The following is a 22,874-nucleotide window of genomic DNA, read 5'->3' on the forward strand; positions in this document are numbered from 1 at the left end:
TGTCCTCACAGTTACCAAACCGCCCCAGGTGCAGTTGGTTCCAGCTATTGCGCGCCAATTCCTTTTGTGTGCCAGCGCGGGAAAAAAATGGATTTCAATAAAATTGCATCTATTCGTTTAAGCGCACCGCAAACCTGCCTGCGTATGGTCGTCCCATAACGAAACGAGATGGCGACATAGCCATCCGCCAAACAGGGTACGGGCCATGATCAAGAAGCTCATCATTTCCGCGATCGTACTGACCGCGCTGGTTGCAGGCAAGGAAGCCAATGCTGCAGGTCCGGGCTCGTTTGCCCGCTCGCTCTCAGGCGTTTCCGCTCTCCACATGCAGGTCGCCCAGAACCGTACCCATGGCGCTGAAGGCTCCAACACGATTTCCGAATTTACCATCGACCAGGCCCACAAACTGAAGCGCGTCAACGACGCGGTCGACGGCACGCTTGCAGCCGTCGACGGCTATCTCGACACGTTCGCCGGCGACCTTGCTGCCGATCAGGATCTCTGCTTCGATTGCGCCGATCTCAAGCGCGACCATCTCGTTTCCATCGGCTGGGATAGCCGCAACCTGACGATCGGCTACGCTCTCAACGACGAGGGCCGGATCGAACGGGTCCTGGTTGTTGCAACGCCGCGCGGCGACATCGTGCTCTCGCATGGCGGCCTGACGGTCGACAGGACTGCCCAGACGATGACCGAGACCACGAAGGCTAGCGATGCTCTGCCTGCGCCAGCTGCAACTGCCGACCATTACGATATCTAAAGCTCACTGACCCTGCTGGCCGGTGGCGTCGACGTGCCCTGACGCTGCCGGCACTTTTTTCCAGCTTGTAGCCCGCCCGCGTCTATCGCTGTGCGGGCTTTCCCCATTCTGCGATGGCAATGCCGCCAAGCGCCAGAACCAGCGCCACGATGTGGAATGCCTGCAGGTTTTCGCCAAGCACGATCACCGAAAGCAGGGTGCCAAAAACCGGCACCAGATTGATGAACAGGCCGGCCCGGTTGGCACCGATCTCCTCGACGCCGCGGATATAGAGCACCTGCGCGATCAGCGATGCGAAAACGGCGGTGTAGACTGCGATGATCCAGCCGTTGGCGTCCGGCCAGATCATTCGGTCAGCCGAATATTCCCAGGCGGCGGCGGGAATGCTGCCGAGCAGGGCGAACAGCGCCGGGATTGCCATCAGGCTGCGCCAGCTGATGGCCGGACGAAAACGCAGCGCCACCGTATAGACCGCATAGGCGACGATCGCGATCATCATGACCGCATCGCCGAAATTGACGCTGAGCGTGACGATGGTCGACAGGTCGCCATGGGCTGCCGTCAAAAGCCCGCCCATCAGGGTCAGCGCGAAGCCGACGATCTGCAGCCAGGATACTTTCATCCGGAACAGCACGAAATTGAACAGGAAGATCAGCACCGGAATAAGCGTCTGCTCGACGGTGACGTTGATCGCCGTGGTGTAATTGACCGCGGTGTAGAGCGCCGCATTAAAGACGACGTAGCCGACGAGGCCGAGAAAGGCGAGAAGCGGCAGGTTCGACCGGATCACCGGCCAATCGCGGCGAAGATCGGGTATGGAGATCGCGAAAATGATGACGGTCGCAAACGCCCATCGCCAGAAGGTCAGGAGCATCGGGCTGATATGACCGATGGCAAGCTTGCCCGCGACCGCATTGCCGCCCCAGCACAGCGTCGCGACGATCAGGAAGATATAGGCTCTGCGGTACACGATAATCTCCTCCGCGTGCCGTATCGACGGCCCGTCCTTGCCCTATCGTCTTTCGTCGGCGCCGGCCTTGGCCGGAACGCTTGGCGTGGGCCATAGCGTGGGAATTTGCAAATTGTCACGCAAAAACCGTCCAGCATTCACAAACAGGTCGCTTTCCTCGGGCCAAGGCATTATAGATGCGCGCGTTTGCAGGGGCGGGTCCGGCGCGGTTTCGGACGAGCGCCCTTGTGGGAGAGAACTCTATCTGGCGCTCGCAACGCCGCTGTCTCAGAGCAGCGGTGCTGTCGCGGCGCTGTGGCGTGCTTGAAGGGCAGGCCCGAAACGCAGGAAAGCAAAGATGACGAATGTAGTCGTGGTTGGTTCGCAGTGGGGTGACGAGGGCAAGGGCAAGATCGTCGACTGGCTCTCTGAACGGGCGGATATCGTCGTTCGGTTCCAGGGCGGCCACAATGCCGGCCATACGCTCGTCATCGACGGTGTCAGCTACAAGCTGTCGCTGCTGCCCTCCGGTATCGTCCGCGGCAAGCTTTCGGTTATCGGCAACGGCGTCGTCGTCGATCCGCACGCGCTGGTCGCTGAAATCGCAAAGCTCGACGGACAGGGCGTCAAGGTCACCCCGGACGTGCTGCGCATCGCCGACAACGCGACGCTGATCCTGTCGCTGCACCGCGAGCTGGACGGCCTGCGCGAAGATGCGGCATCCAACACCGGCACCAAGATCGGTACCACCCGCCGCGGCATCGGCCCGGCCTATGAAGACAAGGTCGGCCGTCGTGCGATCCGCGTCATGGATCTTGCCGACCTCGATACGCTGTCGGCCAAGGTCGATCGCATCCTCACCCATCACAACGCGCTGCGCCGCGGTCTGGGCGAGCCGGAAGTCAGCCATGAGACGATCATGCAGGAACTGACGTCGGTCGCCGAACAGGTTCTGCCGTTCCGCGAAACCGTCTGGGAACTGCTGGACAAGGAGCGCCGCAAGGGCTCGCGCATCCTGTTTGAAGGCGCGCAGGGCTCGCTGCTCGACATCGACCACGGCACCTATCCGTTCGTGACGTCGTCGAACACGGTTGCCGGCCAGGCTGCTGCCGGTTCCGGCATGGGCCCGGGCTCGCTGGGCTACATCCTCGGCATAACGAAGGCCTACACGACGCGCGTTGGTGAAGGCCCGTTCCCGACCGAACTCCATGACGAAATTGGTCAGTTCCTCGGTGAAAAGGGCCATGAGTTCGGCACCGTCACGGGTCGCAAGCGTCGCTGTGGCTGGTTCGACGCGGCGCTGGTTCGCCAGTCGGTCGCGACCAACGGCATCACCGGGATCGCGCTGACGAAACTCGACGTTCTCGACGGTCTGGAAGAACTGAAGATCTGCGTCGGCTACATGCTCGACGGACAGCGGATCGACCATCTTCCCGCAAGCCAGGCGGCGCAGGCTCGGGTCGAGCCGATCTACGTGACGCTGGAAGGCTGGAAGGAATCCACCGTTGGTGCAAGGTCCTGGGCGGACCTGCCGGCACAGGCGATCAAATACGTTCGTCAGGTTGAGGAATTGATTGGCGCGCCAGTTGCGCTACTTTCCACAAGTCCGGAACGCGACGACACCATACTTGTGACGGACCCGTTTGAAGATTAATGTCAACTATTGATTATCCATTCAGCCGGCTTGAGCCCGGCGACAATGAGAAGTGCTGATGGCAGATTTTGTAGCGGTGATCCGCCGCGCTGTTGATGGTCTGGCGACAAACTCGCCTGAAGCCCGCGCGAAAGTGTATGAAAAAGCGCGTGGTGCCGTTCAACGGCAGCTCGAGAACATGAAGCCGCGGCCGCCGGAAGAAATGCTTCGGCGGCAGATGGACAAGCTCGAAACGGCGATCGTCGAAGTCGAGAGCGAGCACGCGGAGGCGCTGGCGCCGTTCGAGAACGAGGCTGGTTTCGCCGACGACGAATTTGCTGCCGGCCAGCCTGCGCCCGCTGAAGAGACGGTGTTGCCGGCTCCACCGGAGCCCGAGCAGGAACCGGCACCCGCTCCGGGCGAAGAGCCCGAACAGGCAGCATCGCTCGCCGCTACCGAGCCGGCTGGCTATTCGTATGACGAGCCGCCGCGCTATGAGGAACGGCACGAGCCTGTTGCTCCTGTTGCAGCCGAAGAACGCGAACCTGACGTTGCCCATTACGAACCGGCTGTAGAGCCGGAGACGTATGAGGCACGCACGGCCTACGAAGAGCGTCCGCTTTACGAAGAGCCTGCGCCGTCCGAGGAGCAGGACACTGTTCATCAAGGTGGATGGCCGGTCGGTGATGTCGCTGCCGTCAGTGAACGCGATGAGCAGGTCCACAACGAACCTGTGGCCGATGACGGCCGGGCACATTCCGTCGACGCGCCGATCGAGCAGTATCCCGGGACTGTCGACGAGCCTGTTGCAAACGAGCGGGATGATGATCTTCCCTACTCGGCTGCCCGTCAGGACGATGACGTCGCCCACGTCCAGTGGCCACCGCAGACCAGTGCGGAGCCAGCGCGCACGGAACATGCGCCGCTTTTCGAAGAGCCCACCTGGCATGAGCCGGCGCATTCCGAAAACACCGCCGCAGCCGCCTGGGACGACGTTCCGGAACTGGTGCCGGCCGGTCCCGTCGAGCCGGTCCATCAGCACCAGCCGCAGGCCGATCTTCACAGTGGTGATCGCGTCGACGCGCATTTCGACCAGGAAACCCATGTTTCTGCCGATGCAGTTCGCATGCCATCGGTCGCTGAGCTCCCAAGTTTCGGCCAGTCCGGGACGGAGACCGGGCGCAAAGACGACAGCGACGATTTTTTCGCAGGCTACCAGCTTGACGCAAAAGCGGATGAGCAGGCACAAAAGCCTGCCGGCAAGGATCACGAGAAGGATCCCTGGAGCGATCTGGATGACCTGATCGGGTACAGCAAGGGCGCGGCAATTGCCGGCGCCGGCGCTGCCGCCTCGAACCCGAGACAGGCCCAGTCGGATGACAATCTCGAAGACCTGATGCCGACCCCGGCTAAGCCATACCGGGTGACGACGACGCGCAAGCGCAATTACGGTGGCCTCGCACTCGGACTGGTCGGCCTTCTGCTGCTGGGTGGCGCTGGTTATGCCGCCTGGATGAACCGCGACGCGCTGAGCGAGATGGTCGAAGGCTTCATGCCATCTTCCTCGACGGACACGGCGGTCTCGACCGCTGAAACGCCCACGACCTCGCAACCGGCCTCCGGGAACGCAACTACGGCTCCGGCAACAGCGCCGGCCAACCCGACGCCTTCGACGCAGCAGGCAGATGGCCAGCCCGCCGGTCAGACGAGCCCGCCGCCAGCCGCGGACGGTTCGACCGCCAGCCCGAAATTCACCCAGCGTCTGATGCCGGATGGCACAGAGGTGGATGAAGGTCCGGGTTCGGCCGGAAGCCTTGCCCAGAACGCCGAAGGGCAGTCGGTGGCGCAGCTCAACGCCCCGCCGACCACGCCGCCTGCGGCGCCTGGTGCTGCCGCGACGGCTGCAACCGCGCCCGGCGCACCTGCAGCGCCTGCCCCCGACGCCAACCCGGCAGCGACCCCTGCGGTCTCCGGCGAAAAGATGTTCCTCTATGAAGAGCGTCTTGGCCAGACCGCGCCGACCGCGATCGACGGAAGCGTTTCCTGGTCTCTGCAGCGCGAACCGGGTTCCAACGGCGGTCCGCCTCAGGCTGAAGTCCAGGCCCGCATCACCATACCCGGTCGTGGTCTGACCGCGCTTGTGACGTTCAAGCGCAACTCGGATCCGTCGCTGCCCGCGAGCCATCTGATCGAGATCGTCTTTGCCGTCCCGCCGGACTTCGAGGGCGGTGCCATCGACAGCGTCCAGCGCATTGCGATGAAGACATCCGAGCAGGATCGCGGCAACGCCCTGATCGCGGTTCCGGCCAAGATCACCGACGACTTCCACATGATCGCGCTCAACGACTTCCCGGATGCTCGCAACACCAATATGGAGCTGCTGCGCACCCGCAACTGGATCGACATCCCGGTCGCCTATCGCAACGGACGCCGCGCGCTGTTCACGCTCCAGAAGGGGCCTGAGGGCGAGAAGGCGTTCAACGAGGCCATCCGCGAATGGGGCCAGGCCGGCGGCGGCCAGACGGGCCAGTAATCGACCGGTCGCAGGACATAGGTCATACGAGAAGGGTCGCGAAAGCGGCCCTTTTCCATTTCCAGCCTCCCGTTGCGAACTCCCATGGCTCCGGTCAAAGAAAAAGGCCGCAAGATGCGGCCTTCGGTCTGCGAGTGCTGGTGTCTCTCGTTACGCGTCGACGACGCGCAATGCCTGGGCCTGGGCGAGGGCTTCCTTGCGCACCGCATCCTGCACCTTTTCGAAGGCGCGGACCTCGATCTGGCGGACGCGTTCGCGGCTGATGTCGAACTCGGTCGACAGTTCTTCGAGCGTCACCGGGTCTTCCGACAGACGGCGGGCTTCGAAGATGCGGCGTTCGCGTTCGTTCAGCACGGCAAGTGCCTTGCCGAGCATGCGGCGGCGCGTGTCGAGTTCGTCCTGCTGGATCAGAACCGCTTCCTGGCTCTCGTGATCGTCAACCAGCCAATCCTGCCACTGGCCGGCTTCGCCTTCAGCAGCCCGGATCGGGGCGTTGAGGGAAGCGTCGCCGGAGAGGCGGCGGTTCATCGAGATCACTTCTTCCTCGGATACGTTCAGCTTGGTGGCGATCTCGGTCACCTGGTGCGGCTTCAGATCGCCTTCCTCGATCGCCTGGATCTTGCCCTTGAGGCGGCGCAGGTTGAAGAACAGCCGCTTCTGGTTGGCGGTCGTGCCCATCTTGACCAACGACCAGGAGCGCAGGATGTATTCCTGGATCGAGGCCTTGATCCACCACATTGCATAGGTCGCCAGACGGAAGCCGCGTTCCGGGTCGAATTTCTTGACGGCCTGCATCAGACCGACATTGCCTTCCGACACGACTTCGCCGATCGGCAGGCCGTAGCCGCGATAGCCCATGGCGATCTTTGCGACGAGACGCAGGTGGCTCGTCACCATCTTGTGGGCGGCCGCGCGATCACCATGCTCGGCGTAACGCTTCGCGAGCATGTATTCCTGCTGTGGCTCCAGCATCGGGAACTTGCGGATTTCGTCGAGATAGCGATTGAGACCGGCTTCGCCGGCGGTAATCGAAGGCAGATTGTTACGGGCCATGAAGCACCCCTTTCCGATCGTTGTCGGTTCCCGGCAGATTTCATCTGCCCTTACGGCGAACCGATTATGGCGCGGATCGTTCCCGACCCCGCACCAATGCAAGTGTCAGATAAGTGTGGCGGAAGAGCGATTCAAGCGTTCACACCAACGTTATGACATTACAATTGCGTAATGATCGGCTGGACTTCCGGCGACGGTCAGGCCGTCATTGCCGCAGGGCTTCGATCAACTCTTCCAGGTCGTCGGGGATCGGAGCCTCGAATTCCATCACCTCGCCGGTGCGGGGATGTTCGAACACAAGCAGATAGGCGTGCAGCGCTTGGCGCGGGAAGGCGCTGACGACGGTGCGGGCGGGCTCGGGGATCTTGTTGACCTTGGTCTTGAAGCCACCGGCGTAATCGAGGTCGCCGATCAGCGGATGGCCGATATGAGCCATGTGGACTCGGATCTGGTGCGTGCGGCCGGTTTCCAGACGGCATTCGATCAGGGCCGCCAGCGAGGTTGCCTCGGGCGTCTCGTGGAAACGCTCGATCACCTCGTAATGGGTCACCGCCTCGCGCGCGTCCACGGCATTCTCGCGGGTGACGGCGCGCTTGGTGCGGTCGCCACCGGCGCGGCCGAGCGGTGCGTCGATCGTGCCCTTCAAACCTTTCGGGCGGCCCCAGACGACGGCCATATAGGCGCGTTCCAGCGGACCGGAACGGCCATGGTCGGCAAACTGGTCGGCGAGGTGGCGATGCGCCAGATCGTTCTTGGCGGCAACCATCACGCCCGACGTATCCTTGTCGAGCCTGTGGACGATACCTGGCCGCTTGACGCCGCCGATGCCGGAAAGAGTGTCGCCGCAATGGTGGATCAGAGCGTTGACGAGGGTCCCCGTCCAGTTGCCGGCGCCCGGATGCACGACGAGACCCGGCGGTTTGGCGATGACGATCAGGTCCTCGTCCTCATAGAGAACATCAAGCGGAATATCCTCGCCCTTGGGTTCGGGATCCTCCGGTTCCGGCAATGTGATCTCGATTTGATCGCCTGGGGACACCTTTTTCTTTGGCTCCGTGCAGGCCTTGCCGTTCAGAGTGACGACGCCCTGTTCGATCAGAGCCTTGATGCGGTTTCTGGAGAATTCGCCGTCCAGAACCTGCGTCAGCCACGCATCCAGCCGCCCTTCTGCTGCCTCATCGGCAGTCAGGACTTTCCTCGGGGCTTCGGCTTGTTTAAAGGGGTCGTTCATTCCGGTTTCCGTCAATTCGCAATCTTGCACGCATAAGGACAATTCATGCCCCAACCAGAAGTCGAGGAAAAGGAAGAGCCGCTTGATCCGGCAATGGAGAGAATCCGCCGGAAGATGGTGCTTCTGCAGCTCGTTTCGGGCGGGATCCTGTTTGTCTGCTTTATGGCGGTCCTCGCCGCGATTGTCTACAAGATCTCCCAGCGTCCCGCAGACGGCCCCGCAACGGTCGCGACGTCCGGAAGTTTCACCGTCCCGTCCGACCAGCCGCTGAAGGCCACCGCCGCACTGCCGACCGGTTTCCAAATCGACAATGTGTCGATGTCCGGCAGCCAGCTCGTCTTCCTCGGCCAGCTGAACGGCGCCCGCAAGGTGTTCGTGTTCGATATCGTGCTCGGCCGCATCGTCGCCGATGTGACGATCGCCACCGGTCCGTGATGGAGCCTATCCGCATCGAGGATGCGGACGACCCGCGGATCGCCGAATTTCAGGCGGTCCGCGATCGCGACCTGACGGGCAGGGGCGGGCGGTTTATCGCCGAGGGCACTGTCGTGCTGCGCATGCTGGCGCAGGCACACCGGGCCAAGTCCGGCTTCGTCGCGGAGAAGCTTCTGCTTCTGGAAAATCGGGTGTCCGGGCTGGAAGACATCCTTGGCCGTTTCCCTGACGATGTCCCGGTCTATGTCGCATCCTCTGCCGTTCTCGACCGGATTGTCGGCTTCCACCTCCACCGCGGCGTGCTGGCGATCGGTCGCAGGGCTGAGGAGCCGTCGATTGCGGACCTCCTGCAGAACCTGCCGGAAAAGGCATTGGTCGTTGCGGCCTTCGGCATTTCCAACCACGACAATATCGGCTCGATCTTCCGCAATGCGGCCGCTTTCGGCGCCGATGCGGTGCTGCTGGACGCCGCCTGCTGCGATCCGCTCTATCGAAAGTCGCTGCGGGTTTCTGTCGGCTCCGTGCTCTCGGTGCCCTATGCCCGCACCGGGACGATGACGGAGCTTCTGGACGCGCTGATGTCGCGCGACTTCGCGATCTGGGGCTTGTCGCCTGCCGGACACGTCGAAATTCGCGAAGTGTCGCCGCATCCGCAGATGGCGCTGATCACCGGGACCGAGGGCGAGGGGCTTCCAGCGCATATCCTGTCTGCGGTCAAGACCGCGCGCATTGCCCAGATGCCGGGACTGGACAGTCTCAACGCCGCAACCGCGACAGGTATCGCGCTCTACGAGATCGCCATGCGGCAGGGCCGGCTCTAGGAATTTCAGGTGTCGTTCAGGACGACGACTGCTCGTTCAGTTTCGCCATGGCCTTCTTGGCCTTGGCAGCCAGGCTTTCGCGATCGCTGTTGCCGGATTTTCCAGACAGGATCGTGTTGATCGGCGAGGCTTTGCCTTCGCGCGCGGCCGTGAGCGCCACAAGACTTGCAGCGATGGTTGCAAGCTCCTGCCGAAGTGCTGCATCGTTAGCGCCATCGCGACTCTTTAAAAGCCGTTCCGACACTGCGGTCGCCCGGTTGCGGGCATCTTCTGCGAGATCGATCATGGCCGGCGTCATCATCGCAGCTGTCATCATGGTGGGCTCTGGGTCCATGCCCGTCGGGCGGGCGACGGCTAACACACCCTCCTCGAGGAGATGCGCCGCCTGGATGTCTTCGGGACCGGGCGTGTTGATCTTGCCTGAATTCGACTTCGCTTTTGATCCGGCTGGCGCCCCGGTTTTGCGCAGGGCGCGGCTCGCGTCACGACCTTCCGCATTGGCAGTTTTCAGTTTTTCGCGCAGCCGTTCGATTTCCTGCTGACGGCGGTCCAGCGCCTCTGCCCTGTCGGCACCCTCGGCGATCTCCCGGTCCAGCCTTTCCTGCAGCGCTATCCGGCGTTGCTCTTCCAGCTTGACCTTGCTCTCGGCTTCCTTGGCGCGGGTGGTCATGTCGCGAATTTCCGTGCGCAGCGTCTCGCGTTCGTCGCGAAGATTGCCGATCCGGGCCTTGAGCCCTTCCATCTCTGCCGCATGAGACGAGAGGTCGATGCGGAAATTGTCCGTATCGGCAATCAGCCGGGCAACGTGCTGCTGGCGTTCGCCGATCTCGACATCGCGCATCCTGAGGTCGTCGTGGGACTGTTCCAGCGCCACCTTCAGCTCCTGGATATAGCTGTCTTCCTGGCGAAGACGCGAGCGGGTGGCGGCAGCCTCGACATCCAGCGTGTCGGCCTGCATCTTCAGGTCCTGCCGGTCGTCTTCAAGCGTGCGGATGGTCGCGTTCAGGGCCTCGATATCAAGCATCAGGCGGGTGTTTTTCTCGCGCGCCTGGATCAGTTCCTGAAAGGTCCGGGCGTTTTCCGCCGCATAGACGGCACGTGCCATATCACGCTGGGCACGCACTTCCTCAGGGCTGATCGGCAGTGTCGCGCGGATGCGGTTTTCCGTGTAGCGCACGATCCGCCTGTGGATCGCCGGCGAAATCAGGATGGCAAGCAGCGCCGCGCTGAGGAAACCCAGGCCAAACAGGAGTGCGTATTGGATCACGGAAAGCCGTTCTTTGTGTCTGGAGCGGACAGGCTCTTTTTAAGCACGGGCGCCTGCACCCGGCAAGTGGGCTCGCCCGGTGGAGGCGTCTGCCTGCCGCTCAGAAGGGGTTCCAGGTGGCTTCGCGGGTCATCTTCAGATAGCCGACATTAATGCCGAGACGGGCGCCGAGGCCGGTGCGGATCGGCACCAGGATGACGTTGTTGTTGCGCAGCACCGTCATGCCGACGCCGGCGACCACGAAGGCCGAGCCGGAAACGCCGCCGAAGCGCGCGTAGAGGGAATCGACCGTCGGCAGGTCATAGACCAGCATCATGGCGCGGGTGCCCTGGCCACCGTAGTCGATGCCGAGCGACGGTCCCTGCCAGTAGGTGGGATGCTGTCCGGCATTCTTCGTGTAAAGCTGGCCTTCGCCATAGGTCAGGCCGGCGATGAAGGCGCCGGAGCCTTCCTGGCCGAGAATGTAACCGTTGGGCAGGCCGTATTTCGAGAAAGCGTTTTCCACCACCTTGGCGAGACCGCCGCTGGTGGAGCCGAAAAAGCCGTGGCCGGCATCGACAATTTCCTGCATCGAATACTGCGAAGCATTCTGCTGGGCGGATGCCCTTTCGATTGTGACACAGAAAGCGGTTGCCATGACCACGAAAGCGGTGGCAAAGCGAGCGAAGGCGGAAAGGTTCTGGCGGCGCATATTGAAGTCCGTTTGTTAAATCTTCCGTTATCAAGCGTCATGCTTAAGCCGCCTCTATCTTGGCGGCATGACGTTAACAATCGGTTTACCACAAATGGTGTCATTATGGCGGCACCTATACACATTGACCGTCGACAATCCCCGCGCAATGTTGCTGTGGCACATGCGCGAGGGAATATTTTCATCCAGCCGGAGACACGCATGCCTAAAAATCCCAATCTAACCCTCGGCGGTCCGGATCTGGCAGCTCTCCTCTGCAGCCGGGTCTGCCACGATATCATCTCGCCGGTCGGAGCCATCAACAATGGCCTGGAGCTTCTCGATGAGGGAGCCGCCGACGCGGATGCGCTCGACCTGATCCGTACATCGGCCATGAACGCCTCGGTGCGTCTGAAATTCGCGCGGCTTGCTTTCGGCGCCTCCGGCTCTGTTGGTGCATCGATCGATACGGGCGAGGCCGAAAAGGCTGCCAAGGAGTTCGCGGTCGCCGAAAAGAAGACGGAAGTCTCCTGGAACGGCCCGCGCGCCATCATCCCGAAGAACCGGGTCAAGCTGCTCCTCAACCTCTTCACTGTCGCTTACGGCGGCATTCCGCGTGGCGGCTCTCTCGATGTGACACTCGAAAACCCGGAATTCGACGCGAAGTTCATCATCACCATCAAAGGCCGGATGATGCGCGTGCCGGCGAAATTCGTCGAAGTGCTGTCGGGCGCCATGGAAGAGGCGGTCGATGCCCACACGATCCAGCCCTATTACACGGTTCTGCTGGCCGACGAATGCGGCATGGATTTGAAATACGTGGTGTCTGAAGACAAGATCACCTTCATCGCGGAAACCGTCCCTGCCGAAGTGCCGGCCGTTTCCGAAGAGGTCTGAGACCCGATCAAGAGCTCTGACATGTGAAAAGCGCGGGTTGCCTTGAGGCGGCCCGCGCTTTTCGCGCTGCGCCTGACGCGTAACTCTTTCTTAGCTTCATTCGGGTCATGGTGGATGTTGCCCAGGGACGGGCACAGCATCAGGGGAAACACGATGCAGCGAATGATGATTGCAGACAGTTCGGACATCGTGCGCAAAGTGGGCAAGCGCATTCTCTCGGAGATCGGCTTTCTGGTTTCCGAAGCGGGCACTGCGCAGGAAGCACTGACCGGCTGCCGTGCAACCTTGCCGAACTTCCTGATCGTCGATGCAGGCCTCGACGACGCGCTCGGTCTGATCGCCTCTGTCCGGGCAATGGATCGCGGCAAGGACGTCAAGATCTTCTACTGCGTCATCGAGACGGACCTGAAGAAGATGATGGCCGGCAAACGCGCTGGCGCCAGCGATTTTCTCCTCAAACCTTTCGACCGCAAGATCCTGACATCGGTGTTCGGCGGCTTCGCTGTTGCGGCTTGATAGTTTCAGTGTTTGCAGCGTGCGCTGAGTGAAGCCGCGTCTCGGAGGTGTCCTGTGAGCGAAGACAAACTTCTCGTTCTCTACCCCGTACCCAGTCTCATCGCGACGCTACTTCAAAGCGAGAGAGCGAAGGGGAGCCCTCTGACGGAAGACGAGGTCCTCGAAATCACCGACACGTGTGAGGTCATCGCAGTTTCCCGTGATGTTGCTCAGAAAATGGACGAGCAGCGCGGCTATCTCGACATCGATCCTGAGAACTGCTGGGACGAGTGGCAACAAGCTCGAACCGTGTTTATGGAAACTTGATCCGGACACCGCGCTGAATTCGTCAATCCTCAGCGCTTTCACCTCGGCAATCTCAAACGCAAAAACACCCGCTTGCGCGGGTGCTCTTCAATCCGGGATAGGGAAAAGTTTTCAGGCTCAGGCGGTTTCTGCGAGCTCGACATTGTCAGGTTCGCGCAGCACGTAGCCACGGCCCCAGACAGTCTCGATGTAGTTCGCGCCACCGGCCGCATTTGCGAGCTTCTTGCGCAGCTTGCAGATGAAGACGTCGATGATCTTCAGTTCCGGCTCGTCCATACCGCCATAAAGGTGGTTGAGGAACATTTCCTTGGTGAGCGTGGTCCCCTTGCGGAGCGAAAGAAGCTCCAGCATCTGGTATTCCTTGCCCGTCAGGTGCACACGCTGGCCGCCGACTTCGACGGTCTTGGCGTCGAGGTTCACGATCAGTTCGCCGGTGATGATGATCGACTGGGCATGGCCCTTCGAACGTCGAACGATGGCGTGGATGCGTGCAACCAGTTCGTCCTTGTGGAACGGCTTGGTCATGTAGTCGTCTGCGCCGAAACCAAGGCCTCGTACCTTGTCTTCGATGCCCGCCATGCCCGACAGGATCAGGATTGGCGTCTTGACCTTTGACAATCTCAGAGTGCGAAGCACTTCATAACCCGACATGTCGGGGAGATTGAGGTCAAGAAGAATGATATCGTAGTCATACAACTTACCAAGGTCGACGCCTTCTTCGCCAAGGTCGGTCGTATAGCAGTTGAAGCTTTCCGATTTCAGCATCAGCTCGATCGACTGGGCCGTCGCGCTGTCATCTTCGATGAGTAGAACCCGCATAATTTTCCCCTTTACCGCCGCGTAAGGTTACCGATGCCCCCTTACTCGATACGGATCCAGACTGAGCCTGATTTGGAAGCTGCCAGAAACTGGTTAACAAATTATGAGCGGTCCTGGCAAGGTGCATCATTTTGTTAAGCAAAATTAGTAGCAGCCTGTTTTACTTTAAGGATTGGTCATCGCCAGCTTGATTCAGCGGAGGAGGAAACCCCGCTAAGTGATTCAAACGACTCCGACATTGTCGTGACCGAAAACCGGCCTTGGCATTTACCGACCCTTAAATGATCAGGCTTATTGTTAATGATGCCTGTAAATGAAAGGTTAACGCGGCGCCAAATTTGTTAACGCCTCGGAAATTTTTTGAGCCTCGCACTGTATTGAACAGGGGTTTACCGGCCTGGGTCTCGCTATCCACGGAGTATTGCGTATGAAATCGCGTGACAATCTTGTTCGCCTGAAGAATTTTCAGGTTAACGAAAAGCGTCGTCAACTACTGCAGTTGCAGACGATGATGGCCGAATTCGAAAGAATGGCGAAGGAACTGGAGCACCAGATCACCGTCGAGGAGAAAAAATCGGGAATTTCGGACCCGAATCACTTCGCCTATCCGACTTTTGCCAAGGCTGCCCGTCAAAGGGCCGACAATCTGCAAGTCTCGATCCGGGAACTTCGGATCCAGCAGGATGCGGCCGAGCTTGCGCTGGAAGAGGCGGAAGCCGAATTTGCAAAGGCGTCGGCGCTCGAAGAGCGCGACACCGGTATGCGCGCCCGCGCCTGATGCCCGTCGGCTGGTTGCCAGCCGAGCGCATCACACGATAGCGAGAGGACTTTGACGAGGGGACCGCAATCCGGTGCCCCCGTTCTTGTTTTTTCGACTTTTTCCACGGAGCGGCAGGGCAGACGTGTGGCCCAAGCTTTGCTATGGGTGCCCGATGAGAAGGCTCATCTGGTTTTCGCTTTATGCCGTCGCTTGTGTTTTTCTGGCCCTGGGTCTGACCCTGCCGATCATTCGCTTCGACCGGCTGTATTTCTTTCGCGAGACGCCGTCGCTGGTCGAACTCGTTTCTGCTCTATGGGGGCAGGGCGATGTCGCGCTTGCGCTCATCGTCGGACTGTTCTCGATTGTCTTCCCGGTTGCAAAGCATATGGCGCTCGGCGCGCAAGCCTTTCGCGGCAATCGTCAGCCGGGATTTTTTGCGCGCGTGATGCCGCATCTTGCGAAATGGTCGATGATGGATGTGATGCTGGTGGCACTCGTGGTGTTTGCGGCCAAGACGTCCGGCCTCGCGCAGGCAGTAACGCAACCCGGCCTGTGGTTCTATGCGGCCTCGGCGATCATCGCCGGCATATTGCCGCAACTGGCGAGGCGAGAACCGTCCTTGTCCCGGTAAGATTCAAACCAGGGCAAATAAAAAGTGCCGCTGCGGTGAGGCAACGGCACTTCGATTTTACCGATGAACAGTGGTCTGCTGACTTCGCCTAATGGCGGTACTGCTGAATGCGGGTGGTCCGAAGACCGGCCAGGCCGTGGTCGTTGATAGACGCTTGCCAGGACAGGAATTCTTCGACGGTGAGCGTATAACGCTCGCAGGCTTCTTCCAAGCTCAACAGGCCGCCGCGAACCGCGGCGACAACCTCTGCCTTACGACGGATAACCCAGCGGCGCGTATTGGCCGGCGGAAGATCCGCAATCGTAAGCGGGCTGCCATCGGGACCGATGACATATTTAACTCGGGGACGTATCATTTCGGTCATTGGACTCTCTACACAACGCAAGACCACAAACGAGAGCCTACCGGGGCAGTTTTAACATTTGACTAAACGAGACGCGCCATTTGTGGCCAAACCCGCATTGGTCGCAATTCACTTGATTCGAGCCGACAAAAACCTTTTAAAACAAGGCATTGTTAGAGTTGTCTTAAGTGATGAATTTCTTGTTTTATTTCATGGCTGCTCCGGAAGATGACACATTGTGGCCACCGCGCGGGTAAAATGGCCGATCTTTGCAACTGGAATTGCGATAATCGGCCACGTCGATTTTGGTCAGAGCAGGGTCAGCGAGAGCTCCGTCTTGCCGGCACCCAGTGTCACCTGTGCGGTGCCGGAGTGCTGAAGCGTCAGGCTATCGCCTGCGCTCAGCGAAAACACGCCGCTTGCGCCTTGCGACTGCGCGCCACCCGTTATGCCGTTGAGTGTCATCAGTGTCTCCGTACCGTTGCGCAGCAGCACCGCCCCATGCCCAGACGATGTGGTGACGACGAGATTGAGGGTAACGAGGTAGATGCCGGCTGCTGGAACCGTCATCGCGTTGCCGCCGCCGGCTGCCGAAGCGCCAAGTCCGAAACTGCCCTGGTTGAGGGCGTAGGTGGTAAAGCCGCTCTGCTGGCCTGATGTCGGCGTGAATGTGGTGCCGGTGCGATAGGCGCGCGCTGCCGGCTGGTTGGGTCGGCTGACACGACCTGTCGGGCTGATGGCGAGACCCGTGCGCCAGGTGGTGCCGTCGCTGATCTTGATGGAGAATTCGGTGTTTCCGGCAAGCCCCATTTCTGCGAACCCGGTCCAGTTGGACTGGAACAGCAGCGATGCGGTGTCGGTTGCGGCCGCCTTGTTGACCTTGATCTGGTGACCGTTGCCGGCATGGTTGAAGAGGCTTGCAGGAGACGACAGCGACAATCGGTTGGTGGCATCGGCGACAGCGTTTATGCCGAGCAGGCTCAGGGTGCCCTGATCCGGCAGCGGAACATCCCGCCATGCAGCGCCATCAAACACACGCAGGCGAGAAGTTTCCGCAAACCATGCCCGCCATCCCGTCTTCACGGTCAGGAAGGTCCAGGCGCCGTCCTGCCAGGCGGCGATGCTGCCGGTCTTGCCAGTCCATGCCCCGGTCGCGCTCGCACCCACCAGATGGCGATTGCCGTCGGCAGGCGAGGTCGGTGGGGCCGACAGTTCGGAGAGAATTGTCAGATGCACCAGCGCATCCAGAACAAGCAGCGCCTCGTTATGGGTGACGTGTTTCTGCGCCTGCGACGGCAGGATGAAGGGCATGTCGAGAAGGGTGGTCGTATCGGGCATGTCGCGCTCCCAAAGGTTGGCTTGTGTTGGTCGCGTGGATTTTACGGCCGTGCCTGCGCGTAAGGATGTAACCCGTGTTAAGTGACTGAAATACAATAAGTGCCTGCGCCAAAATCGGCGCCCGCAACGTTCGGCGTGGCGGGACGGCAACGGTGTGGGGGCTTGTCTCGCCAAGGCAGGAAACTGGCGTTTCGATGTCCCGATTGCCCTTGTTTCTTCGTCCGCATGTGCGAATGTGGGCGCAACGAGCACGGGAACACGGCATGCGATATTCCGCCTTATCGATCATCAAGCAGGCGCTTTCGGGCAATCGTCGCTGGACGCCGGCATGGCGCGAGCCGGAGCCGAAACCGCATTACGATGTGATCATCGTCGGCGGTGGCGGGCATGGTCTGGCGACGGCCTACTACCTTGCCAAGGAATTCGGCATCACCAATGTCGCTGTGATCGAGAAGGGCTATATCGGGTCGGGCAATGTCGGCCGCAACACCACGATCATCCGGTCCAACTACCTGCTGGAAGGCAATAATCCGTTCTACGAGATGTCCTTGAAGTTGTGGGAAGGGCTGGAGCGGGACTTCAACTACAATGCCATGGTGTCGCAGCGTGGCGTGCTGAATCTTTTCCATTCCGACGGCCAGCGCGATGAATACGCGCGTCGCGGCAATGCGATGCGGCTTCACGGCGTCGATGCGGATCTGCTCGACCGCGAACAGGTGCGAAGGCTCGCGCCCTATCTTAATTTCGACCACGGCCGCTTTCCCGTCATTGGCGGTCTCCTGCAAAAGCGCGGCGGCACGGTGCGTCACGATGCGGTCGCCTGGGGCTACGCACGGGGTGCCGATGCGAGAGGTGTCGATATCATCCAGCATTGCGAGGTGACGGGCATTCGCCGTGGACCGGGCGGCGAAGTCGAGGGCGTCGAGACGACCAAGGGCTTTATCGGCTGCAACCGGCTGGCGCTGGCCGCTGCCGGCAACACGACGACGGTCGGGCGGATGGCGGATCTGGCTTTGCCCATCGAGACGCATGTGCTGCAGGCTTTCGTGTCGGAGGGGCTGAAGCCTGTCATCGACAACGTCATCACCTATGGCGCGGGACATTTCTACATCTCGCAGTCGGACAAGGGCGGTCTCGTGTTCGGTGCCAATATCGACTACTATTCCTCCTATGCTCAGCGCGGCAATCTTGCGACCGTCGAGGAGACGATGCAGGAGGGCGTGTCGCTGATCCCCGGACTTTCGCGCGCCAAGGCGCTGCGGGCCTGGGGTGGCGTGATGGACATGTCGATGGACGGATCACCGATCATCGACCGCACGCCGATCGACAATCTCTATCTCAACGCCGGCTGGTGCTACGGCGGCTTCAAGGCCACGCCGGCCTCGGGCTTCTGCTTCGCGCATCTGATCGCCAAGAACGAAACCCATCACGTCTCGCGCTTCATGCGGCTCGACCGGTTCGAGCGGGGCTATGTGCTCGACGAGGGCGGCAAAGGCCCGCAACCGAACATGCACTGAGCCGTATCCGCACCGAGACGAAGACCCAAGACTGAGCCTGACACAAAGACCGAGATTAAGACATGGCAAGCCTGATTACCTGCCCCCATTGCGGAACGCGGCCGAAGGAAGAGTTTTCGGTGCGCGGCGCCGTGATTGCCCGCCCGTCGGCGTCCGAAAAGGACGAGGCCTGGCACCGCTATGTCTATGTCCGCGACAATCCAAAGGGCCGATATCAGGAATACTGGCATCACGCGGCCGGCTGCCGCCGCTGGCTGGTGGTCGATCGCGACAACCTTACGCATGAGGTCTTCGGTGTGACGGATGCGCAAGCATCTCAGGAGGGGAGCCGATGAGCGCCTATCGTCTTGATGCCGGCGGTCTCGTCAACCGGGCCAATCCCCTGACATTCACGTTCGACGGCAAAAGCTATACCGGGTTCGACGGCGATACGCTCGCCTCGGCGCTGATCGCCAACGACCAGATGCTGATGGGCCGCAGCTTTAAGTATCACCGCCCGCGTGGCCCGGTGACATCAGGTTCCGCCGAGCCCAACGCATTGATGACTGTTGGCAGCGGTGCCCGGTCTGAGCCGAACGTGCGCGCGACGGTGGCCGAGCTTTACAATGGCCTCACCGCCGTCAGTCAGAACCGCTGGCCGTCGCTCGCCTTCGATATGGGCGCGGTCAACGGCCTGCTGTCGCCGTTTCTGGGCGCCGGCTTCTACTACAAGACCTTTATGTGGCCGGCGATGCTCTGGGAAAAGCTCTACGAGCCGCTGATCCGCCGTGCCGCCGGGCTCGGCAAGCTGACAATGGACGCGGATCCGGACCGCTACGAGAAGGCCTGGGCGCATTGCGACCTGCTGGTCGTCGGCGCAGGGCCTGCCGGCCTGATGGCGGCACTTTCTGCCGCCCGCGCCGGTGCGCGTGTGCTGATTGCCGATGAAAGCGCCCGCTTCGGGGGATCGCTGCTATCCGAAAACGTCGTGATCGGCGGGCAGGCGGCGAGCGACTACGCGGCAACTCTGGTCGAGGAGCTCGCGTCGTTTCCGAACGTGACGATGATGCCGCGCACCACCGCGTTCGGCTGGTATGACGACATGGTGTTCGGCGCCGTCGAGCGGGTGCAGAAGCACGTGCAGACGCCGTCGCCGGATCTGCCGGTCGAGTGTGTCTGGCGCATCGTCGCCAAACGGGCGATCCTTGCCTCCGGTGCCGAAGAACGGCCTCTCGTATTCGGCGGCAACGACCGCCCGGGCGTGATGACTGCGAATGCGGCGCGCACCTATCTCAACCGCTATGGCGTCGCTGTCGGCTCCAAGGTGGCCGTGTTTACCAATGGTGGGTCCGGTTATCGCACGGCGGCCGATCTTTCCGCCCGGGGCGTCGAGGTAGCCGCGATCATCGATGCGCGCGCCGCCTCAACCGATCCGGCGCCCTACGGCGTTCGCGTCATCCATGGCGGCGCCGTCGTCGCCACCAAGGGCCGCAACCGCATCGACGCGCTGGTCGCAGAGCGGGCCGGTTTCGAGGAAGAGATCGCCTGCGATGCGCTGGCCATGGCCGGCGGCTGGTCGCCGATCGTGCATCTGATGTGCCAGCGCGGTGCCAAGCCCGTGTGGTCGGACGCGGCGAAGGCGTTTGTGGCGCCGGATGTGGGCGCAAACTTTGTTGCTGCCGGCTCGGCTGCCGGTGCCGACACCATCGCCGCCTGCCTTCGCGACGGGGCATCGAAGGCAGCTGCGTTTTCGACCGAACTCGGCTTTGCCGCCTATGAAGCAAACATTCCCGAGGTGGAAGGCGAATACGATCCTGATTTCGCGCCGCTCTGGTATGTGCCGGGGGCCAAGGACAAGGCCTTTGTCGACTTCCAGAACGACGTGCATGTGGGCGATCTCGGCCTCGCCCAGCGCGAGGGGTTCAGGCACATCGAGCACACCAAGCGCTACACCACGTCAGGCATGGCGACCGACCAGGGCAAGCTCGGCAATGTCGCGACGATCGGCATCGTCGCTGCCATGCGCGGCGTGTCGCCGGCCGAAATCGGCACCACGACCTTCCGGCCGTTCTACACGCCGGTCTCGATGGGCGCGCTCGCCGGCACATCGCGGGCCGAGCACGCGGCGCCGGTCAGGACCTCGCCTTTGCATGGCTGGGCCAAGAAGAATGGCGCGACCTTCGTCGAGAGCGGCCTCTGGTACCGCTCCTCCTGGTTTGCGCGCGACGGAGAAAAAACCTGGCGCGACAGCGTTGACCGCGAAGTGCGCAACGTGCGCGAAAACGCCGGTCTCTGCGATGTCTCGACGCTCGGCAAGATCGAGATCTTCGGCACAGGCGCTGCTGAATTCCTGAACCGGGTTTATTCCAACGCCTTCCTGAAGCTGCCGGTCGGCAAGGCGCGTTACGGCCTGATGCTGCGCGAGGATGGGATGGTCTTCGACGACGGCACGACCAGCCGCCTGTCGGAAAACCACTATGTGATGACCACCACGACGACTTACGCGACAGAAGTGATGGCGCATCTGGAATTTGCAAGCCAGACCTTCTGGCCTCATCTCGACGTGCGCTTCGTGTCCTCCTCCGACCAGTGGGCGCAGATGTCGCTGGCCGGACCGAAGGCGCGGATCATCCTTGCCCGGATCGTGGAAGACGACATTTCCGATGCGGCAATACCGTTTCTCGGTGCGAAGGTCGTCACGCTCAAGGGCGGGCTGAAGGCGCGCCTGTTCCGCATCTCGTTTTCGGGCGAACTCGCCTACGAACTGGCGGTACCCGCAGGCTATGGCGAAGCCGTGGCCGATGCGATCATGCAAGCGGGCCGCGAGGACGGGATCTGTGCCTACGGCGTCGAGGCGCTCAACGTCCTGCGCATCGAAAAAGGCTTTGTCACCCATGCCGAACTGGAAGGCCGCACGACACCCGACGATCTCGGTTACGGAAAGATGATGGCGATGACCAAGCCGGATTTCATCGGCAAGCGCCTCTCGACCCGTTTCGGCCTGACCGCCGCCGATCGCCTCCAACTCGTCGGCCTGAAGCCTGTGGAAACCGACAAGGAGTTCATGGCGGGCGCCCATCTGTTGAAAGATGGCGCGGCCGCGACGCTTGCGGGCGACCAGGGGTTCGTATCATCAGCCTGCTATTCGCCGACGCTCGGACACACGATCGGTCTCGGCCTTCTCAAATCCGGCCGCGAGCGGATCGGCGAGAAGATCACTGTCTGGGATGGACTTCGCGGCACCGAAGTCGCGGCGGAAGTCTGCCTGCCGGTGTTTGTCGATCCGCAAAACACAAAACAGCATCTTTGAGGGCATGACGATGGCTTTGACACTTCTCCACCGCCATGCGCTCGAAGATCACATCCTGGGCTTCGAGACGAGCGCCAACCCCAACCACCTGTCCGTCGCGCGGCGGCCGGTGATCTTTTCGGTGCTTGCCCATGCGGGCCAGGAGCAGGCCGTGGGCCTAGCACTCAAGGCTGCCCCGGATATCGCGCCGCGCTTCTGCGGCCCGGCGGAATGGCTGGCGGTGTCGCTCACCGCAGGCTCAGAGACCGTTGCCGGTCACTTATCCGAAATATCCGGCGCCTCCGTCGTTGATCAGAGCGACGGCAAGGTGCTGATGGCGATTTCGGGACCCAGCGTGCGGCAGATCCTTGCAAAATGCGTCGGCGTCGATCTGCATCCGCAGGCGTTTGCGCAGGGGCATTCCGCAAACATGCAGTTCGGCCACGTCGCAGTGAATTTGGCGCGCACCGGCCCCGATGCCTTCGAGATCATCACGCCCCGGTCGTTCGCCGGCTCGGTCTACGAAGAGCTGATGGAAATGGGCCGCGAATTCGCCCTGACGGCATCGTTTTCGGGCGGGTGACGGTGGTGGGCGGTTGCCCAAACTCCCCTCATCCTCGCCCTTGTGGCGGGGATCCAGCGACACGACGTCTGTCGGGTCAAAGACTCCTTCAGCTCAAGGACTTGAGTTGACTGGATCCCCGCCACAAGGGCGAGGATGAGGGAGGATAGGGTGTCGCTCTCGTCAAATGAGCTTCTTCAAGGTTGTCAGCGGTCTGAGCATCGAAGCGCCTCAGTGCTTCTCGCGAACGAAGCTCCAGAGACCCTTTTCTTCGGATGCTGCCATGACGAGGTCCGGCCGCTTTTCGAGCGCCGGGACGAGACTTGAGAGGCCTTCGACCCGGTTCAGGAGGTCGACGAATTCGGGGGCGAGGTCCTCGGCGAAATCGCGGCAGAAGCCCTGGATCACGCCGAACTCGATTGTCTTGCGCGGTGTCGCATCGCGCATCGTGGTCAATACGCTGCCTACCAGTTCGTCGAAGCTCAGCACGTTTGTCATTGCGCTATTCCCTGTCGGTTGGCGTTCATGAAAGGGCATACGCAAGGATTGAAAAATAAGTTTCACG

The 22,874-nt window shown here is 61.4% G+C and carries 23 protein-coding genes; 14 read left to right on the forward strand and 9 right to left on the reverse strand.

Annotated elements, in window-relative coordinates; all coding sequences use genetic code 11:
• Positions 1-205 precede the first annotated feature (205 nt).
• Positions 206-760, forward strand: a complete 555-nt coding sequence (locus tag ACQY1L_RS03470) for a transglutaminase-like cysteine peptidase (protein WP_430242766.1) — start codon at positions 206-208, stop codon at positions 758-760.
• 82 nt (positions 761-842) lie between these two features.
• Here the strand turns inward: ACQY1L_RS03470 and ACQY1L_RS03475 are convergent, their stop codons facing one another.
• Entirely contained in the window at positions 843-1,730 is an 888-nt protein-coding gene (locus ACQY1L_RS03475; protein ID WP_113109872.1) for a DMT family transporter, read from the reverse strand.
• A 337-nt stretch (positions 1,731-2,067) separates the two neighbouring features.
• Between ACQY1L_RS03475 and ACQY1L_RS03480 the strand changes: the two genes are divergently transcribed.
• Both ACQY1L_RS03480 and ACQY1L_RS03485 read left to right on the forward strand, forming a co-directional pair.
• Entirely contained in the window at positions 2,068-3,363 is a 1,296-nt protein-coding gene (locus ACQY1L_RS03480; RefSeq protein WP_062455165.1) for an adenylosuccinate synthase, read from the forward strand.
• 58 nt (positions 3,364-3,421) lie between these two features.
• A complete protein-coding gene (locus ACQY1L_RS03485) occupies positions 3,422-5,875 on the forward strand; it encodes a hypothetical protein (RefSeq protein WP_430242770.1) in 2,454 nt (817 codons plus the stop codon).
• 150 nt (positions 5,876-6,025) lie between these two features.
• Here the strand turns inward: ACQY1L_RS03485 and rpoH are convergent, their stop codons facing one another.
• Together rpoH and ACQY1L_RS03495 are read right to left on the reverse strand one after the other, a co-directional pair.
• The gene (gene rpoH, locus ACQY1L_RS03490) at positions 6,026-6,928 is read right to left on the reverse strand and encodes an RNA polymerase sigma factor RpoH (RefSeq protein ID WP_062455169.1); all 903 of its coding nucleotides are present in this window, start codon (positions 6,926-6,928) and stop codon (positions 6,026-6,028) included.
• A 205-nt stretch (positions 6,929-7,133) separates the two neighbouring features.
• Positions 7,134-8,159 carry an RluA family pseudouridine synthase gene (locus tag ACQY1L_RS03495; RefSeq protein WP_430242773.1) on the reverse strand — a complete coding sequence of 342 codons (1,026 nt, stop codon included), beginning with the start codon at positions 8,157-8,159 and terminating at the stop codon, positions 7,134-7,136.
• Between the two features lie 45 nt (positions 8,160-8,204).
• On the opposite strand from ACQY1L_RS03495, the gene ACQY1L_RS03500 reads away from it, so the two are divergent.
• Together ACQY1L_RS03500 and ACQY1L_RS03505 are read left to right on the forward strand one after the other, a co-directional pair.
• Entirely contained in the window at positions 8,205-8,594 is a 390-nt protein-coding gene (locus ACQY1L_RS03500) for a hypothetical protein (RefSeq protein ID WP_092660094.1), read from the forward strand.
• Positions 8,594-9,415, forward strand: a complete 822-nt coding sequence (locus ACQY1L_RS03505) for a TrmH family RNA methyltransferase (RefSeq protein WP_430243805.1) — start codon at positions 8,594-8,596, stop codon at positions 9,413-9,415. The genes ACQY1L_RS03500 and ACQY1L_RS03505 overlap by 1 nt, the downstream gene beginning before the upstream one ends.
• A gap of 16 nt (positions 9,416-9,431) precedes the next feature.
• Here the strand turns inward: ACQY1L_RS03505 and ACQY1L_RS03510 are convergent, their stop codons facing one another.
• Both ACQY1L_RS03510 and ACQY1L_RS03515 read right to left on the reverse strand, forming a co-directional pair.
• Positions 9,432-10,682 carry a hypothetical protein gene (locus ACQY1L_RS03510; RefSeq protein WP_430242776.1) on the reverse strand — a complete coding sequence of 417 codons (1,251 nt, stop codon included), beginning with the start codon at positions 10,680-10,682 and terminating at the stop codon, positions 9,432-9,434.
• Between the two features lie 100 nt (positions 10,683-10,782).
• Positions 10,783-11,319 carry a DUF1134 domain-containing protein gene (locus ACQY1L_RS03515; protein ID WP_062457827.1) on the reverse strand — a complete coding sequence of 179 codons (537 nt, stop codon included), beginning with the start codon at positions 11,317-11,319 and terminating at the stop codon, positions 10,783-10,785.
• Positions 11,320-11,574: 255 nt separating this feature from the next.
• Here ACQY1L_RS03515 and chpT point away from each other — a divergent pair, with 255 nt between their 5' ends.
• From chpT to ACQY1L_RS03530, 3 genes are all read left to right on the forward strand, one after another.
• On the forward strand, positions 11,575-12,249 hold the full coding sequence (gene chpT, locus ACQY1L_RS03520) for a histidine phosphotransferase ChpT (protein ID WP_062455179.1): 675 nt from the start codon (positions 11,575-11,577) through the stop codon (positions 12,247-12,249).
• A 153-nt stretch (positions 12,250-12,402) separates the two neighbouring features.
• Positions 12,403-12,765 (forward strand): response regulator, encoded by a 363-nt coding sequence (locus tag ACQY1L_RS03525; protein ID WP_062455181.1) that lies wholly within the window; start codon positions 12,403-12,405, stop codon positions 12,763-12,765.
• 54 nt (positions 12,766-12,819) lie between these two features.
• Complete coding sequence (locus ACQY1L_RS03530; protein ID WP_430242780.1) at positions 12,820-13,071, forward strand: hypothetical protein; 252 nt, start codon at positions 12,820-12,822, stop codon at positions 13,069-13,071.
• A 117-nt stretch (positions 13,072-13,188) separates the two neighbouring features.
• On the opposite strand, the gene ctrA is transcribed toward ACQY1L_RS03530, so the two are convergent.
• Positions 13,189-13,890 carry a response regulator transcription factor CtrA gene (ctrA, locus tag ACQY1L_RS03535; protein WP_062455185.1) on the reverse strand — a complete coding sequence of 234 codons (702 nt, stop codon included), beginning with the start codon at positions 13,888-13,890 and terminating at the stop codon, positions 13,189-13,191.
• A gap of 427 nt (positions 13,891-14,317) precedes the next feature.
• On the opposite strand from ctrA, the gene ACQY1L_RS03540 reads away from it, so the two are divergent.
• Both ACQY1L_RS03540 and ACQY1L_RS03545 read left to right on the forward strand, forming a co-directional pair.
• A complete protein-coding gene (locus ACQY1L_RS03540) occupies positions 14,318-14,668 on the forward strand; it encodes a flagellar export protein FliJ (RefSeq protein ID WP_113109878.1) in 351 nt (116 codons plus the stop codon).
• 154 nt (positions 14,669-14,822) lie between these two features.
• Entirely contained in the window at positions 14,823-15,281 is a 459-nt protein-coding gene (locus ACQY1L_RS03545; RefSeq protein WP_430242783.1) for a paraquat-inducible protein A, read from the forward strand.
• An 88-nt stretch (positions 15,282-15,369) separates the two neighbouring features.
• Here ACQY1L_RS03545 and ACQY1L_RS03550 read toward each other — a convergent pair whose 3' ends face one another.
• Positions 15,370-15,645: a DUF1153 domain-containing protein gene (locus ACQY1L_RS03550; protein ID WP_062455190.1), complete on the reverse strand. Its 276-nt coding sequence runs from the start codon at positions 15,643-15,645 to the stop codon at positions 15,370-15,372.
• Between the two features lie 288 nt (positions 15,646-15,933).
• The gene (locus tag ACQY1L_RS03555; protein ID WP_430242786.1) at positions 15,934-16,962 is read right to left on the reverse strand and encodes a DUF2793 domain-containing protein; all 1,029 of its coding nucleotides are present in this window, start codon (positions 16,960-16,962) and stop codon (positions 15,934-15,936) included.
• 263 nt (positions 16,963-17,225) lie between these two features.
• Here ACQY1L_RS03555 and ACQY1L_RS03560 point away from each other — a divergent pair, with 263 nt between their 5' ends.
• The 4 genes from ACQY1L_RS03560 (at position 17,226) to ACQY1L_RS03575 (ending at position 22,330) form a co-directional block, all read left to right on the forward strand.
• On the forward strand, positions 17,226-18,479 hold the full coding sequence (locus ACQY1L_RS03560) for a sarcosine oxidase subunit beta family protein (RefSeq protein WP_430242789.1): 1,254 nt from the start codon (positions 17,226-17,228) through the stop codon (positions 18,477-18,479).
• A gap of 62 nt (positions 18,480-18,541) precedes the next feature.
• On the forward strand, positions 18,542-18,814 hold the full coding sequence (locus ACQY1L_RS03565; RefSeq protein ID WP_062582640.1) for a sarcosine oxidase subunit delta: 273 nt from the start codon (positions 18,542-18,544) through the stop codon (positions 18,812-18,814).
• Entirely contained in the window at positions 18,811-21,768 is a 2,958-nt protein-coding gene (locus tag ACQY1L_RS03570; RefSeq protein WP_430242792.1) for a sarcosine oxidase subunit alpha family protein, read from the forward strand. Before ACQY1L_RS03565 ends, ACQY1L_RS03570 begins: the two co-directional genes overlap by 4 nt.
• A 10-nt stretch (positions 21,769-21,778) precedes the next feature.
• Positions 21,779-22,330, forward strand: coding sequence for a sarcosine oxidase subunit gamma (locus tag ACQY1L_RS03575; RefSeq protein ID WP_430242795.1), 552 nt, complete (start codon positions 21,779-21,781; stop codon positions 22,328-22,330).
• A 210-nt stretch (positions 22,331-22,540) separates the two neighbouring features.
• Here ACQY1L_RS03575 and ACQY1L_RS03580 read toward each other — a convergent pair whose 3' ends face one another.
• A complete protein-coding gene (locus ACQY1L_RS03580) occupies positions 22,541-22,807 on the reverse strand; it encodes a hypothetical protein (protein ID WP_062582644.1) in 267 nt (88 codons plus the stop codon).
• Positions 22,808-22,874 lie beyond the last annotated feature (67 nt).

The sequence above is a fragment of the Neorhizobium sp. DAR64862/K0K3 genome, assembly GCF_050500185.1.
In the GTDB taxonomy this organism is placed as follows: Bacteria; Pseudomonadota; Alphaproteobacteria; order Rhizobiales; family Rhizobiaceae; genus Neorhizobium; species Neorhizobium soli.